This window comes from Bradyrhizobium sp. CCGUVB23 (genome assembly GCF_024199885.1).
Classification (GTDB): Bacteria; Pseudomonadota; Alphaproteobacteria; order Rhizobiales; family Xanthobacteraceae; genus Bradyrhizobium.
Genome location: NZ_JANADQ010000001.1, coordinates 9025082 through 9037995, shown reverse-complemented (window position 1 = coordinate 9037995; position 12914 = coordinate 9025082). Strand labels below are relative to the sequence as shown.

The 12914-nt window shown below is 64.4% G+C and carries 14 protein-coding genes; 5 read left to right on the top strand and 9 right to left on the bottom strand.

Translation table 11 applies throughout. From position 1 onward, the window contains the following. Window positions 1-159: 159 nt before the first annotated feature. Window positions 160-342, bottom strand: a complete 183-nt coding sequence (locus NLN62_RS42390) for a hypothetical protein (RefSeq protein WP_027522616.1) — start codon at window positions 340-342, stop codon at window positions 160-162. Between the two features lie 240 nt (window positions 343-582). Here NLN62_RS42390 and NLN62_RS42385 point away from each other — a divergent pair, with 240 nt between their 5' ends. Next, window positions 583-945 carry an SPW repeat protein gene (locus tag NLN62_RS42385; protein WP_035662166.1) on the top strand — a complete coding sequence of 121 codons (363 nt, stop codon included), beginning with the start codon at window positions 583-585 and terminating at the stop codon, window positions 943-945. A 140-nt stretch (window positions 946-1085) separates the two neighbouring features. Here NLN62_RS42385 and NLN62_RS42380 read toward each other — a convergent pair whose 3' ends face one another. Next, window positions 1086-2411, bottom strand: coding sequence for an MFS transporter (locus tag NLN62_RS42380; protein ID WP_027522618.1), 1326 nt, complete (start codon window positions 2409-2411; stop codon window positions 1086-1088). A 357-nt stretch (window positions 2412-2768) separates the two neighbouring features. Here NLN62_RS42380 and NLN62_RS42375 point away from each other — a divergent pair, with 357 nt between their 5' ends. Together NLN62_RS42375 and NLN62_RS42370 are read left to right on the top strand one after the other, a co-directional pair. Then, entirely contained in the window at window positions 2769-3002 is a 234-nt protein-coding gene (locus NLN62_RS42375) for a DUF2171 domain-containing protein (protein WP_027550707.1), read from the top strand. 93 nt (window positions 3003-3095) lie between these two features. Continuing rightward, entirely contained in the window at window positions 3096-5375 is a 2280-nt protein-coding gene (locus tag NLN62_RS42370) for a ComEC/Rec2 family competence protein (protein ID WP_254112572.1), read from the top strand. A gap of 8 nt (window positions 5376-5383) precedes the next feature. Here NLN62_RS42370 and NLN62_RS42365 read toward each other — a convergent pair whose 3' ends face one another. The 4 genes from NLN62_RS42365 to glp form a co-directional block, all read right to left on the bottom strand. After that, entirely contained in the window at window positions 5384-5821 is a 438-nt protein-coding gene (locus tag NLN62_RS42365) for a hypothetical protein (protein ID WP_027522621.1), read from the bottom strand. Window positions 5822-6035: 214 nt separating this feature from the next. Continuing rightward, window positions 6036-6242: a hypothetical protein gene (locus NLN62_RS42360; protein WP_027522622.1), complete on the bottom strand. Its 207-nt coding sequence runs from the start codon at window positions 6240-6242 to the stop codon at window positions 6036-6038. A 167-nt stretch (window positions 6243-6409) separates the two neighbouring features. Next, window positions 6410-7108 (bottom strand): transcriptional repressor LexA, encoded by a 699-nt coding sequence (lexA, locus tag NLN62_RS42355; RefSeq protein ID WP_027522623.1) that lies wholly within the window; start codon window positions 7106-7108, stop codon window positions 6410-6412. Window positions 7109-7283: 175 nt separating this feature from the next. Further along, the gene (gene glp / locus NLN62_RS42350) at window positions 7284-8495 is read right to left on the bottom strand and encodes a gephyrin-like molybdotransferase Glp (protein WP_254112570.1); all 1212 of its coding nucleotides are present in this window, start codon (window positions 8493-8495) and stop codon (window positions 7284-7286) included. Between the two features lie 226 nt (window positions 8496-8721). On the opposite strand from glp, the gene NLN62_RS42345 reads away from it, so the two are divergent. Then, the gene (locus NLN62_RS42345; protein ID WP_198031738.1) at window positions 8722-8898 is read left to right on the top strand and encodes a hypothetical protein; all 177 of its coding nucleotides are present in this window, start codon (window positions 8722-8724) and stop codon (window positions 8896-8898) included. Between the two features lie 101 nt (window positions 8899-8999). Here NLN62_RS42345 and NLN62_RS42340 read toward each other — a convergent pair whose 3' ends face one another. The 3 genes from NLN62_RS42340 to NLN62_RS42330 all read right to left on the bottom strand — a co-directional run bounded on the left by NLN62_RS42340 (window position 9000) and on the right by NLN62_RS42330 (window position 11144). After that, window positions 9000-9197, bottom strand: coding sequence for a hypothetical protein (locus NLN62_RS42340; RefSeq protein ID WP_027522625.1), 198 nt, complete (start codon window positions 9195-9197; stop codon window positions 9000-9002). A gap of 174 nt (window positions 9198-9371) precedes the next feature. Then, window positions 9372-10001 (bottom strand): HAD family phosphatase, encoded by a 630-nt coding sequence (locus tag NLN62_RS42335; protein ID WP_027522626.1) that lies wholly within the window; start codon window positions 9999-10001, stop codon window positions 9372-9374. A gap of 9 nt (window positions 10002-10010) precedes the next feature. Further along, on the bottom strand, window positions 10011-11144 hold the full coding sequence (locus NLN62_RS42330; protein ID WP_027522627.1) for an alpha-hydroxy acid oxidase: 1134 nt from the start codon (window positions 11142-11144) through the stop codon (window positions 10011-10013). A gap of 294 nt (window positions 11145-11438) precedes the next feature. Here NLN62_RS42330 and NLN62_RS42325 point away from each other — a divergent pair, with 294 nt between their 5' ends. Further along, window positions 11439-12779 (top strand): S41 family peptidase, encoded by a 1341-nt coding sequence (locus NLN62_RS42325; protein ID WP_254112568.1) that lies wholly within the window; start codon window positions 11439-11441, stop codon window positions 12777-12779. Window positions 12780-12914 lie beyond the last annotated feature (135 nt).

Genomic DNA, 12914 nt, shown 5'->3' with positions numbered 1-12914 from the left:
AGCATCATGCGTCTTGCGCGTCGCGTCGCGTCGCGTTGCCGTTCAGCCGCAGCCGAACGGCTTGCGACGAATTGTGGTCCATATTCTGTGTTGCCGCCGCTCCAGCCTCAATCCGGTTTGGCGGCACTCGGAGTCAGGCGGCCAGGCGCGCCGGCTGCTTCAGCTTTGGTGCGGTCCGCGCATAAGCTTCATCGCGTCTTCGATATGCCGCCAGGTCTTGGCCAGTTCGAACTCGCCCTTTGACTCGAGATCGATGGCATTCTGGGCGGCCTCCGCAATCGCCTTGGGGCCATGTGCTTCCAGCAACTGCCGCGCATAGTCGTGGATTTCGATTTCTCGCATGGCGTCATCTCCCTCTTGTCCCGGCAGCACGCGAACCAAGTGGTGCCGAGAGCAGTAGTCGACACCTGTCAAGCGCAGCAAGTGTGCATCCTGGTGCGGCGCACTCGCAAGGGCTCTTTCCGGTGCCGGCCAGGTTGATTGGAAGCGCATCGGATCGCATGAGCGGCAACACATCGCAGGTTGGACGGATGCATTTTCATCAATGAATCCCCACATAGTGGGGGAAGGGAGGTGAGCATCATGCGCATCCAACATTGGCAGGATGCTGCCAGCCTGTTGGTCGGCGTGTGGCTGGTCCTGTCGTCCTTCGTCCTGGGCTTATCGGGGGCGGCCGTCTGGATGACCATCGCGCTCGGACTCGGCGTCATGCTGTTTGCCATAGAGGCATTTGTCATCCCGTCCTATCTGGAAGAGTGGGGAGAAATGCTGCTGGGTCTGGCTCTGGTGCTGGCGCCTTGGACCATTGGCTACGAACCAGTATCAGCCATGGTGAGTAGCGTAGTCTCGGGCATCTTGGTGATCTTGTTCGGCGGTTGGGAGCTGATAACCGATCGTGATTTCAGCTCCTGGTGGCACGATCGCTGGCATCACCTAGTCGGCTGACAGAGCAGTCAGCCGAGCCTCTTGCCGGCCGCTATCCGCTGGCGGTCGGGGAGGCGGAGATTGGCCTCGCTCGTGCGAAAAGCAGACCCGTTGGGCCTGGTGCAGGGCGCTTGCGGTCCTGCACCAGCATCCTTCCATCGCTAGGCGGCTCTCGGCTCGGTCGGTTGCCAGATGCTGATCTTTCGCGTCTCGGGCATCAGGAAAACCGCGAGCACGAAGCAGATCGCGGGGACCACGATCGGGTAGAGTAGTGCGTAGCCGATGCTGCCGGTCGCGGCGAAAGCTGCTGACGTGATGAACGGCACCAATCCGCCACCCCAGCCGTTACCGATGTGGTACGGCACGGAGACCGACGTGTACCTGATCCGGGCGGGGAAGTATTCCGCCAGAAACGCGCCGACCGGCCCGTAGACCATCCCGACGTAGCAAACGAGGATGAAGATGATGAAGGTCGCGGTTGCGTAGTTGATGTTTCCGGGCTGCGTCACCGTTCCCAACCACAGATACAGCGGATAATACGTGACCGCGGCGAGCAGCATGCCCCCGAGGATCACTGGCTTGCGGCCGATCTGATCCGACAGCCAGCCAAAGAAGATCAGGCTCGGCGTTGCAATGAGCAGGGCGGCTCCCACGATGTAGGCGGAGGTCAGCGCGTCCACCTTGGAGACCTGCTGCAGGAAGTACAGCGCCCAGAACTGACCGCTGTACCAGACCACGCCCTGTCCGATCAGGACCACAGTGGCGATCCCAATATATTTGATGTTCGAACTGAGGAAGGCCTCTTTCCACGGATTCGTCGTCATCTGGCCGCGGGCCCTGATCTCCTGGAAGATCGGCGTCTCCTGGAGCTGGAGTCGGATATAGATCGCGATCGCCACCAGCAGGAAGGACAGCAGGAACGGAACGCGCCACGCCCAAGCGTCGAAGGCCTCAGTGCCGGCATAGGTCCGCGTGAGGATGATCACGGCCAGCGATACCACGATGCCGAGCGTCGGAGAGGTCTGCAGCCAGCCGGTGTAGTAGCCGCGCTTGTCGTCCGGCACATGCTCGGCAACGTAGGTAATGGCACCGCCATATTCGCCGCCAAGGCACAGGCCCTGAATCATGCGCAGACCGAACAGAACGAACGCGGCTGTCAGGCCGATCGACTGGTAGGTCGGGATCAATCCGATCGCGCCTGTGCCTAGTCCCATTCCGCTGAGCGTAATGAGAAACGTATATTTGCGGCCGACCCGGTCACCCATCCATCCGAACAGGAACGCCCCCAGCGGACGGATCAGAAATCCTGCGGTGAAAAGCGCGATCGTGCTGAGCAGGGCTGCAACCGGGTGGGATTGCTCGAAGAACTTGACCGACAGAACCGCGGCCAGGCTGCCAAAGATATAGAAGTCATACCATTCGATGACGTTTCCCACCGATGCAGCAATGATCACGCGGCGAAAATCACTCGGTACCTGCATGTGCAACTCCTATCGTTTCATAACGTCTCCTCGCTTGTTTCAGCGGTCATCTTCTCGCGGGAAGAGCGTGATGCGCGGCGTTGCAGGCGCCAGTTCAAAGAGTTGCGTCTGCAACGTCTGACCTCAGGCGCGTTTTCCGTCACCTGAGGAGAGCTCCAGCGGCCTTAGAACCGCGAGCCACCACTGCCTTGCCCGTCTGTCGGGGAGGCGGGGAACACATAGTGTAGTCCCACCAGGGGCTGGCAACTTATGAGACTTTCGGCGCAATCGACCTGACACGGCGCGTTTGCGAAGGAGGTCGCAAGGGCAACGAACAGAAAAGGGGTTCCAGGCGTTGTGAGGGGACCAGAGAAGGATCCTGGCATGCAAAACATCGCAGAACATATGGAAGTGATCGGCGCCGACGGCGTTCATATCGGTACCGTCGACCGTGTCGAAGGCAACCGCATCAAGCTGACCAGGAAGGACAGCGGTGAGGGCAGCCACAAGGGCCATCATCACTTCATCGACAAGGGCCTCGTTGCCGATGTCGAGGGCAACAAGGTCCGGCTCTCCGCCAAGGCGGCGGTTGCCGTGACGATGGAAGAGGAAAAGTAGCGGTCCTCGAGCTGGTTCCCTTTCCGTTCCGCTATTCGCGTCCCAACACCTTCCGGTAGCCTCCGCACCCGTCGCGTATTGTAAGGTGCAGGAATGGCGGAGCCTTCCCGGCCACACCGCTCGCAAGGGATCGCCGGGACATGGCCTGTAGGCCGTGCGGCTTCGGCCGGCGGCCTTGTGCCGGCGGGCTTTGGCGCGTGGTCGTCGCTGGCCGAGACGTTGCGTGGATGGGCCAGGGCGGAAGCCGGCGCGGGGCGGCTGCTGCCGTGGGTGCCCGTGGCCTTCGGTACCGGAATTGCTCTCTATTTTGCCGCCGACCACGAACCCGTGCTCTCGGTCGCCGTGATCACGGCGCTGGTGCTCATGGTGGCTAGCGTGCTGTTGCGGCGGAGCCGGTTGTTCGCACCCGCCATCATGATCGCAGCGATCGCCGCAGGTTTTGCCACGGCGACCTGGAAGACCGCGCGCATCGCGCACACCGTGCTGGCGAAGCCGCTCTATTCGGTGGCGCTGTCCGGCTTCGTAGAGACGCGCGATATCCGCGAGCGCACCGACCGCTTCGTGCTGCGGGTGAGTGCGATGGAGGCGCCGCGCGGCGACATCCAGCTCGAGCGTGTGCGGCTGTCGGTGCGCAAGGGCACGGCACCGGAGGTCGGCAGCTTCGTGCAACTCAAGGCGCGCCTGATGCCGCCGCTCGCGCCCTTGCGGCCCGGCAGCTACGATTTCGCTCGCGACATGTTTTTTCAGGGCATCGGCGCGTCAGGCTTTGCGATGGGGGCGATCACGGTCGCTGAGCCACCGGAGACCGGAGGCCTGCGGCTGCGCTATGCTGCGATCATGCAAGGCCTGCGCGACGCGATCGACGCGCGCATCCGCGCCACGCTCGACGGCGACAACCGCGCGATCGCCACCGCGCTCCTCACCGGGCGGCGCGACGCGATTACCGAGCCCGTGAACGATGCCATGTTCATCTCGGGCCTCGGGCACGTGCTGTCGATCTCCGGCTATCACATGGCGGTCGTCGCCGGCGTAGTGTTCTTTGCGGTGCGCGCGCTGCTGGCGCTGATCCCGGGATTTGCGGTGGGCTATCCGATCAAGAAATGGTCGGCTGCGGCCGCGCTGGTGGCCGCAGCATTTTACCTGCTGCTGTCCGGCGCGGAGGTTGCGACGCAGCGCTCGTTCTTCATGACGGCGGTGGTGCTGATCGCGGTGATGGTCGATCGGCGTGCCATCACCTTCCGCACGCTGGCAGTCGCGGCGTTGATCGTGCTCGCGGTCGCGCCGGAGGCTCTCGTGCATCCGAGCTTCCAGATGTCGTTTGCTGCGACCCTCGGCCTCGTCGCGCTGGTGCAGATCGGTATGCCGAACCTGTTTGCCTCGCCCGATCACTCCGCTACAGCGCGCATCGCGCTGTGGGGCGGCCGCGAGCTCGTCATGCTGCTGATGGCCTCGCTGATCGCGGGGCTTGCGACGACACCTTATGCCGCCTTCCATTTCCACCGCGTCACGCCTTACGGGGTGCTCGCCAATCTCGCGGCGATGCCGGTGGTCTCGGCGCTGGTGATGCCCGCCGGACTTTTGGGGTTGATCGCAGCGCCGTTCGGGCTCGATGGCGTGTTCTGGTGGCTGATGGGGATCGGCATCGACTGGATGGTCGTTGTGACGCGCTGGGTCGCGGCGTTGCCGGGCGCGGTCGGCCGCATCGCCGCGTTCGGCACCGGTCCGCTGATTGCCGCCAGCATCGGCCTCATCGTGATGGGCCTGTTGCGCACGCCGCTGCGCTGGACGGGCGCCATCGTGCTCGCGCTCTCGATTGGTTCGACGCTGCACGTGCGCCAGCCCGACATCCTGATCGCGGGCGACGGCCACAGCGTCGCGGTGCGCGGCAGGGACCGCCAACTGCACCTGATCCGAACCGGCAAGGACAATTTTCTCCTCAAGGAGTGGCTTGCAGCCGATGCCGATCCGCGCAGCGCAACCGCTACCTCGCTCGCCGACGGCGTCTCATGCGACGAGGCCGGCTGCGTGACGCCGCTCGCTGATGGTCGTCTGGTCGCGCTCTCGCTGCGTGTCGACGCGCTGGCGGATGATTGCAGCCGCGCCGCGCTGGTGGTGACGGCGAAGCCGGCAGCAACCGATTGCGCGGCAATGGTCGTGGATCGCGAGCGTCTGAAGACGCAAGGCGCGCTCACCCTATCGCGCGAGGGCGACGGTTTCACGCTGCAAACGGTGAAAGCAAGGGGCGCAAACCGCCCCTGGTCGCCGGCTGAGGCCGGCGATAGCGATTTCGAGCTCAGCCTCGCACCGCGGCCGGCTACTCCACGCAGCAAGGACGCTACGCCGTCGGAGGCCGACCTGCAGGCCGAGGATTGAAAGACGCGTCAGCCGATCGGCAGGCGTGTCGTAGGCGTCGTGGTCGTGTGCTGCTCGACGGCGGGCTGCTCTGTCTTCTCGCCGAGCGGCTGCGTCACCGGCAATTGCAGAACGGTGGCACGCTGTCCCTCGACGAGCTGCGTCACCAGCACGTAGTTGCCGTCGGGGAATTCGATCGCATCATGATGACGATCGGGAATGTGCGGATCGACCTTGCCGAACTTGCCGACGCGGGAATTGACGGTGCGTGTCCAGATCCAGCGATTGTCGTAGCGGACGTTGTCGGCGAAGGCGAGCTCGGTGCCCGGCAGGAGGCAGACGGCAACCGAGAGATCACGCTCCGACGCAAATCCACGCGTCGAGGTGCCGCGGAAGGTTGTCGTGACGATCGTCTCGCCGACTTGAGCGGGGCGGGTCGCAACGGCATGTAGGCTGTAGTCACACATCGGAGTGCTCCTCATGCGAGATAGCAGGTCCGCGCCCCCCCGGAGGCGCAGGCCTCTATCAGAGTTGGAAGCCTTCGAGTGTATCGCGTTTGTGGGCAAATCTGCGGCCCGTGTGCGCGTCGCCCGATCACATTATCTTTCCCGGCAAACCAGGAACAAAGCCTCTCGCTGTTAGTCTATCTTGGTTCACACCATTCACTCACGCGAGCTTCCATCAGCGGCCGGCAGGAGCGGAGTACCCTGAATAGGGCCAGCTCACCTGCGGCGCGGGTGCGATCGCATTGTTGGAATTGCGGAATGGCGCGCTGGTTACCGCGTGCTCCGTCTTGCGGATGGCACAGTGGTGTTGCGCTGCATCGCTCGCGGAGGCCGAGCCCGCGAGCAAGGCCGCCGAGAACACGCCCAAAATCATCTGTCGCACGGTTTTTTCCTCTTTATCGTGCACCGCGCATTCGCGCTTGCGGTGCTTGAGGATTAGCTCTGCGCAGGTGTGAGGATAATCGCGGTGGAAGCGGAAACACCATTCCGCCGGAGCGGACAATCCGTCCGCCCGCGTCGCTGCGCGATGGCCGGCAATCTGCCGGGCAATCAGTACTTCCGGTACAGCCCGATCAGCTTGCCCTGAATCTTCACCCGGTTCGGCGGCAGGATGCGCACCTCATAGGCGGTGTTCGCGGGCTCCAACGCGATCGACGCACCGCGGCGGCGGAAGCGCTTGAGCGTCGCTTCCTCGTCGTCGATCAGCGCCACCACGATGTCGCCGGTATCCGCGGTCTCGTTGCGCTGGATCAGCGCCATGTCGCCATCCAGGATGCCGGCGTCGACCATCGAATCGCCGCGCACTTCGAGCGCATAGTGCTCGCCCGAGCCGAGCAGGTCCGGCGGTACGCTGATGGTGTGGCTGCGGGTCTGCAACGCCTCGATCGGCGTGCCGGCCGCGATCCGTCCCATCACGGGCACGGCGACCGGACGCTCGCCCTCGTCGACAGTAGCGCTTGGGCCCCGCACCTTGCCGAGATTGCCTTCGATGACGCTCGGCGTGAAGCCGCGGCGGCCGGCGCCTGCAGCCTGAAGCTCGGGCAGCTTGATGACCTCGATGGCGCGCGCGCGGTTGGGCAGGCGACGGATGAAGCCGCGCTCTTCCAGCGCGGTGATCAGGCGATGGATGCCCGACTTCGAGCGCAGATCGAGCGCGTCCTTCATTTCGTCGAAGGAGGGCGGCACGCCGCTTTCCTTGAGGCGCTCACTGATGAACCGCAGAAGCTCGTATTGTTTGCGCGTTAACATCTCGACCAAGTCCCCCGGTTGATGTCGTTCGATTCCGAGACGTCAGATTCAGCAGAAGCCGCTAGATGCTCGAAACAAATCATGAACGGACACTATATGTTCGATATGTGTTCCGCAACCACTTAATTTTGTGTGAACGCGGCGAAGTTCGCGTCACGCGCGAATCAGATCGCACTCACAAGGGCAGCCGCAACACCTCGCAAGGCGTGCCTGCTTCGGCCTTTGGCGCGAATGGCGCGCGCACGAGAAGTGCCTGTGCCATAGCGAGATTCGCAAGCAGCGAGGAGTCCTGGTGGTTGACCGGAACGGCCACGAGCGTGCCGTCCTCGCGCTCCTCGAGCCTGGCACGCAGATAGTCCTCGCGGACATCGTTGGGCCCGACGTCACGCCCGAGCACGGCGCGCTCGCGGCGGTGATGAACGCGCGAGCGGCCCGCAAGCGCGCGAATCAACGGCACCATGAACAGGAAGCCGCAGACATAGGACGACACCGGATTGCCGGGCAGGCCGATCACCCGCATCGCGCCTAGATGGCCGTGCATCATGGGCTTGCCCGGCCGCATCGCGATTTTCCAGAACGCCATTTCGAAGCCTTCGGCCTGAAGCGCAGGCCTGACCAGATCGTGGTCGCCGACCGAGGCCCCGCCGGTCGTGATCAGGATGTCGGCGCCGCTCTCGCGGGCCCGGCGGATACCGGCGGTGGTCGCCGCAACGGTATCGGCTGCAATGCCGAGATCGAACGTTTCGGCGCCCTCGGCCCGCGCCAGCGCGTGCAAGGCGTAGCCGTTGGAAAAAACGATCTGGCCCGCGCCGGGCGTCGAGCCCGGCATCACCAGTTCGTCGCCGGTCGCGAGAATCGCGACCCTGGGCCGGCGGCGGACGGCAAGCTCAGGATGGTTCATGCCGGCGGCGAGTGAGAGGTCGCGTTCGGTCAGCCGGGCTCCCTGTCGGAGCAGCACGTCGCCCTCGCGGAAATCGACGCCGGCGGGGCGGATGTGCCGTCCGACGATCGCGGCCTCCTTGATCGTGACGCGCTTGCCGTCAGCGACGGTGTCCTCCTGGATCACCACCGCGTCCGCGCCATCGGGCACCACGCCGCCGGTGAAGATCCGCACCGCCTGGCTCGCGCCGACCGTTCCCGCAAACGGCCGGCCGGCCGCGACCTCGCCGATCACGGTGAGCTCTGCACCCACCTTCGTCGCGTCGGTGGCGCGCACCGCATAGCCGTCCATCGCCGACATCGCCTGCGGCGGCTGCGTGCGCCTGGCCGCGACGTCGCGCGCCAGCACGCGATGCCAGGCCGCATCCAGCGCGACTATCTCCTCAGCCACGGGCACGACGCCCGCAAGCACCGCGGCGAGGGCATCGGACACCGGCATCAGGGCCACGGGCAAAACTCCTGCAGAGCAAATCGTAAGGACAGGTCGCGTTGCGTTCTAGCCGAGTGCGGGCGTCGAGGCAAAAGGGGCGATCACGAAGGTGGAGATGAAATGTCGCTCCAGCAGCAGGACGGCGGGATGCCCTTTGGGACAATATCGCGTCGTCCTGCTTCCGGCTCAGAATTGCTGCGCGCGACCGCATGCAGGCGCGTCAATAGACGTCTGGGAGGCCTTGATGGCAGAGACTTCAAAGCTGTCGGTCGAGAAGGCGCTCGAGAAGCTGCGCGGCGATGAGCCGCCGAAATCCAGGAGCGCAAAGCTCGACGAGGAGATCGAGGCACTCAAGGAGAAGACGAGCCGCATGCGCGCGCAACGGCAGCGTCTCGATCGGCCCCAACCCAAGCGCGGTTGAATGCGCCTAGCGCGGCCGCCGCGCGATCGTCTCGATGACGAGAAAGACGGGGATGACGGTGGCCAAACATGCCACGGCGACGACCAGGCTCACGGCTAGCATCAGGTGGCTCCCGTTTCATTGTCCGGATCGACGTCGGGCGCTCTCAGGCTGTGATCCATCTCGGGCAGCGGGTCGCCCTGCGCTTTCAGATCGGCCGCCTTGCTGACCAGCTTGGCGGAGAGTTCCTTGTCCGATGTTGACTTCGCGAATTGGAGAAGGATCGAGGCTTGTTTGGTGAAATAGGCTTTGCCCAACACGATCACGCGTCCGTTGTAGAGATCCCAACGGGCATATGACTCCCGACGCCCTGATCCGTTCCGGGAACTCTGTGCAAAAATACACAGAGCGAGTTGGTTCCACAGTTGCCTAAGAAAGTTCCTGGAGAAGGCGGGAACCAGACCCTTTGCTAACGCAGCAATGCGGCCATGCTCTCAGATACCGAGCGCCCTCAGGGCCTCGCCGACGTCGCGAGGCGACGTCACGTGGACCGCGGTCAGCCCTCGTGCCCGCGCGCCTTCGACGTTTTCCGCGAGGTCGTCGAAGAATACGATTCGCTGCGCCGGCAGGCCGATCGCGGCGACGACATGGTCGAAGGCTTCCGCATCGGGTTTGCGCAGGCCGATGCTGGAGGACAGATAAAGGTCGCGGAAATGGCCGAGCACGTCGGCATACTCCTTCGAGAAATATTCCACGTGTGGCCGGTTGGTGTTGGAGAAGGCGTAGAGCGGCACGTGCTGCGCGGCGCGCGGCAACAGGTTTGCTATGTCGGGCATCTCGCCAGCGAAGATCGCATTCCACCCCTCCAGGAACTGCGCGTCGGAAATTTCGATCCCCAGCGAGCGCCGCAGCGAGTCGAAATAGGCCTCGTCGCTGATCTTGCCCATCTCGTGCAGCCGATAGGCTTCGCTGTCCCGCACATAGCGCGCCACGATCGATTGCGGCTCGCAGCCGGCATGTCCCGCCCAGCAGGTGATCGCCTTGGAGAAATCGATGTCGAGCACCACGCGACCGAGATCGAACAGAAGCGCATCCGCGCTGCCGGGAGAGAGGAGGGAGGTCATTGCATCCTTTCAGTAGCGATAAGGCTCGATATCTAGCAGCGGAAACGCGCTGAATACGCTTGGTGCGTTGGTGGCCGTCGCCGGATGCAGGCAGGATGCGTTCACCTCGGCAAACGAGGCGGCCCCTAATAGCCCGAGACAGCGCAGCACTTCGTCTTCCAGAAGCTCCAGCATCCGCGTGATCCCGGCTTCTCCGGCCGCGGCCAGCGCCCAGCACTGCAGGCGCCCGATGCCGACGAGGTCCGCGCCCATGGCGATCGCCTTGACGATATCGGTGCCGCGGCAGAAGCCGCCGTCGACCATGATCTTCGCGCGTCCCTTCACGGCATCAACGATCTCCGGCAGCACGTGCATGGCGCCGCGGCCGTGATCGAGCTGGCGGCCGCCGTGGTTGGAGACGTAGATCCACTCGACGCCGTGATCGAGCGCGATCAGCGCGTCCTCGGCCGTCGCAATGCCCTTGATGATGAGCGGGATCTTGAATTTGTCCTTGATCAGCTTCACGGTTCGCCACTCAAGGCCCTTCTGGTAGTCGCCGCCGGTGGCGCGCAGCCGGCTCTCGCGAACATAGCGCTTGGCGATGTCGCGTTCGCGACGGCTGTAATGGGCGGTGTCGACCGTCAGGCAGAACGCGGCGTATGTGCTTTTCACGGCGCGGGCGACGACATCCTCGACGAAAGCGTCATCGCCGCGGACATAGAGCTGATAGAAGCGTAGCGCATCGGGGGCCGCTTCCGCGGTCTTCTCGAGGCCCGGGTCCGACACCGAGCTCAGCATATGCGCCGCGCCGAAGGCGCCGGCGCCGCGAGCAACGGAGGCCGCGCCGTGCGGATCGAAGATCTCGAGCGCGCCGACCGGCGCCAGCACCACCGGCAGGCGCATCTTGCGGCCGAACTGCACGACGGAACCATCGACGTTGCGCATGTCGCGCAGCACGCGCGGGCGGAAGGCGATCTCGTCCAGCGCCATACGGTTGCGGCGCATCGTGGTCTCGGTCTCAGCAGCACCGACGATATAGTCCCAGGCGTTCTGGTTGAGGTTGGAGCGCGCCTTGCGGATGAATTCGTGCAGGTTCTGGAACGGCTCGTCGCTGGCGCCGAGTTCGACGTTTCGTTGGGGCCGGATGCGGGGCGCTTCGTTCATTGTTATCCTCCCGAGAATTTGAAGCCTTAATCCATCGCCTATCCGGTTCGGCCCGCCAAAACCATCCCAAAATCGCATAGCTTGAACGCGTGGCCGGACGGGGCCGATTCCCGTTTGGCGCAAACCGGCCGGCGAACGTTGCCAAAAGTTTAGGCTGGAACGAAGGGATTTCTGCCGGATGCCCGCCGACGTGGCGGACCGGCCTTGAAGAAACCAGAATGGTATTGTGAGACACGGGCTGGATCGCCATTTGCATGGCGCCTCCCAACCGCCAGCAAAAAGGCCATTTAATCCATGCGGAAAACCCTGCTGTTCCCCCTCGGCGCGCTGACCGGCGCGTGTTTGACTCTGCTGGCGACCTCTCCGCAAGGCGGGCAATGGGTGGCAAGAGCGGCGGCGGGCGCGGACGATGCCTATTCGCAACTGAACCTGTTCGGCGAGGTCTTCGAGCGGGTCAAGGCGAGTTACGTCGAGAAGCCCGACAACGCCAAGCTGATCGAGGGCGCCATCAACGGCATGGTCACCTCGCTCGATCCGCATTCGCGCTACATGAACGACAAGGCCTGGACCGAGATGCAGGAGACCACCTCCGGCGAGTTCGGCGGGCTTGGCATCGAGGTCACCATGGAGGAGGGCCTCGTCAAGGTCGTGGCGCCCATCGACGACACGCCGGCCTCCAAGGCCGGCCTCCTGTCCGGCGACCTCATCAGCAAGATCGACGGCGAGGCGGTGATGGGCATGACGCTCGAGCAGGCCGTCAACAAGATGAAGGGCCCGGTCGATACCAAGACCAAGCTCACTATCGTGCGCAAGGGCGCAGACGCGCCGCTCGACGTCGCGATCACACGCGAGATCATCCATGTGCGCCCGGTCCGGTTCCACACCGAGGGCGGCGATATCGGCTATATCCGCGTCACCTCGTTCAACGAACAGACCACAGACGGCTTGCGCAAGGCCATCGCGTCGATCTCCAAGGAGATCCCGCAGGAGAAGCTCGCAGGCTATGTCGTCGATCTCCGCAACAATCCGGGCGGGCTGCTCGACCAGGCAGTCTCGGTGTCGAGCGCCTTCCTCGCCCGTGGCGAGGTGGTGTCGACCCGCGGTCGGAACCCGGAAGAGACCCAGCGCTTCAGCGCGCATGGCGGCGACCTCACCAAGGGCAAGCCGCTGGTGGTGCTGATCAACGGCGGCTCGGCTTCCGCGTCCGAGATCGTGGCCGGCGCGCTGCATGACCACAAACGTGCCACGCTGATCGGCACGCGCTCGTTCGGCAAGGGCTCGGTGCAGACGATCATCCCGCTCGGCACCGGCAGCGGCGCGTTGGCGCTGACCACCGCGCGCTACTACACGCCGTCGGGCCGCTCGATCCAGGCGCAGGGCATCGCGCCCGACATCGAGATCCTCCAGGACGTCCCGCCGGAGCTGAAGGGCCGTGTCGACACGATGGCCGAATCCCAGATGCGCGGCCATCTCTCTGCAGCCGACGGCAGCGAGCAGACCGGCTCGCAATCCTACGTGCCGCCGGAGGAGAAGGACGACAAGGCGCTGCACGCCGCTTTCGACTTCCTGCACGGCGTGACCGCGAACGCCGCCACGGCAGCGCGACCGACGCCGAAGGCGGCGGTGCCGAACTAGGATGTAGGCCGGGATGCGGTAGGGTGGGCAAAGGAGCGTAAGCGACGTGCTCACCGCTTCTGCATCCGCGGACTAGACACGAGGTTGGCACGCTTTGCTTCGTCCACTCTACGAACTACGACGCGAAGGCCTCGC

Coding starts and splice junctions, on each gene's coding strand:
- NLN62_RS42365 (WP_027522621.1), bottom strand. CDS start 5,821: ATGTGTGACTACAGCCTACATGCCGTTGCGACCCGCCCCGCTCAAGTC.
- NLN62_RS42335 (WP_027522626.1), bottom strand. CDS start 10,001: ATGACCTCCCTCCTCTCTCCCGGCAGCGCGGATGCGCTTCTGTTCGAT.
- NLN62_RS42385 (WP_035662166.1), top strand. CDS start 583: ATGCGCATCCAACATTGGCAGGATGCTGCCAGCCTGTTGGTCGGCGTG.
- NLN62_RS42375 (WP_027550707.1), top strand. CDS start 2,769: ATGCAAAACATCGCAGAACATATGGAAGTGATCGGCGCCGACGGCGTT.
- NLN62_RS42390 (WP_027522616.1), bottom strand. CDS start 342: ATGCGAGAAATCGAAATCCACGACTATGCGCGGCAGTTGCTGGAAGCA.
- NLN62_RS42325 (WP_254112568.1), top strand. CDS start 11,439: ATGCGGAAAACCCTGCTGTTCCCCCTCGGCGCGCTGACCGGCGCGTGT.
- NLN62_RS42345 (WP_198031738.1), top strand. CDS start 8,722: ATGGCAGAGACTTCAAAGCTGTCGGTCGAGAAGGCGCTCGAGAAGCTG.
- NLN62_RS42330 (WP_027522627.1), bottom strand. CDS start 11,144: ATGAACGAAGCGCCCCGCATCCGGCCCCAACGAAACGTCGAACTCGGC.
- lexA (WP_027522623.1), bottom strand. CDS start 7,108: ATGTTAACGCGCAAACAATACGAGCTTCTGCGGTTCATCAGTGAGCGC.
- NLN62_RS42370 (WP_254112572.1), top strand. CDS start 3,096: ATGGCGGAGCCTTCCCGGCCACACCGCTCGCAAGGGATCGCCGGGACA.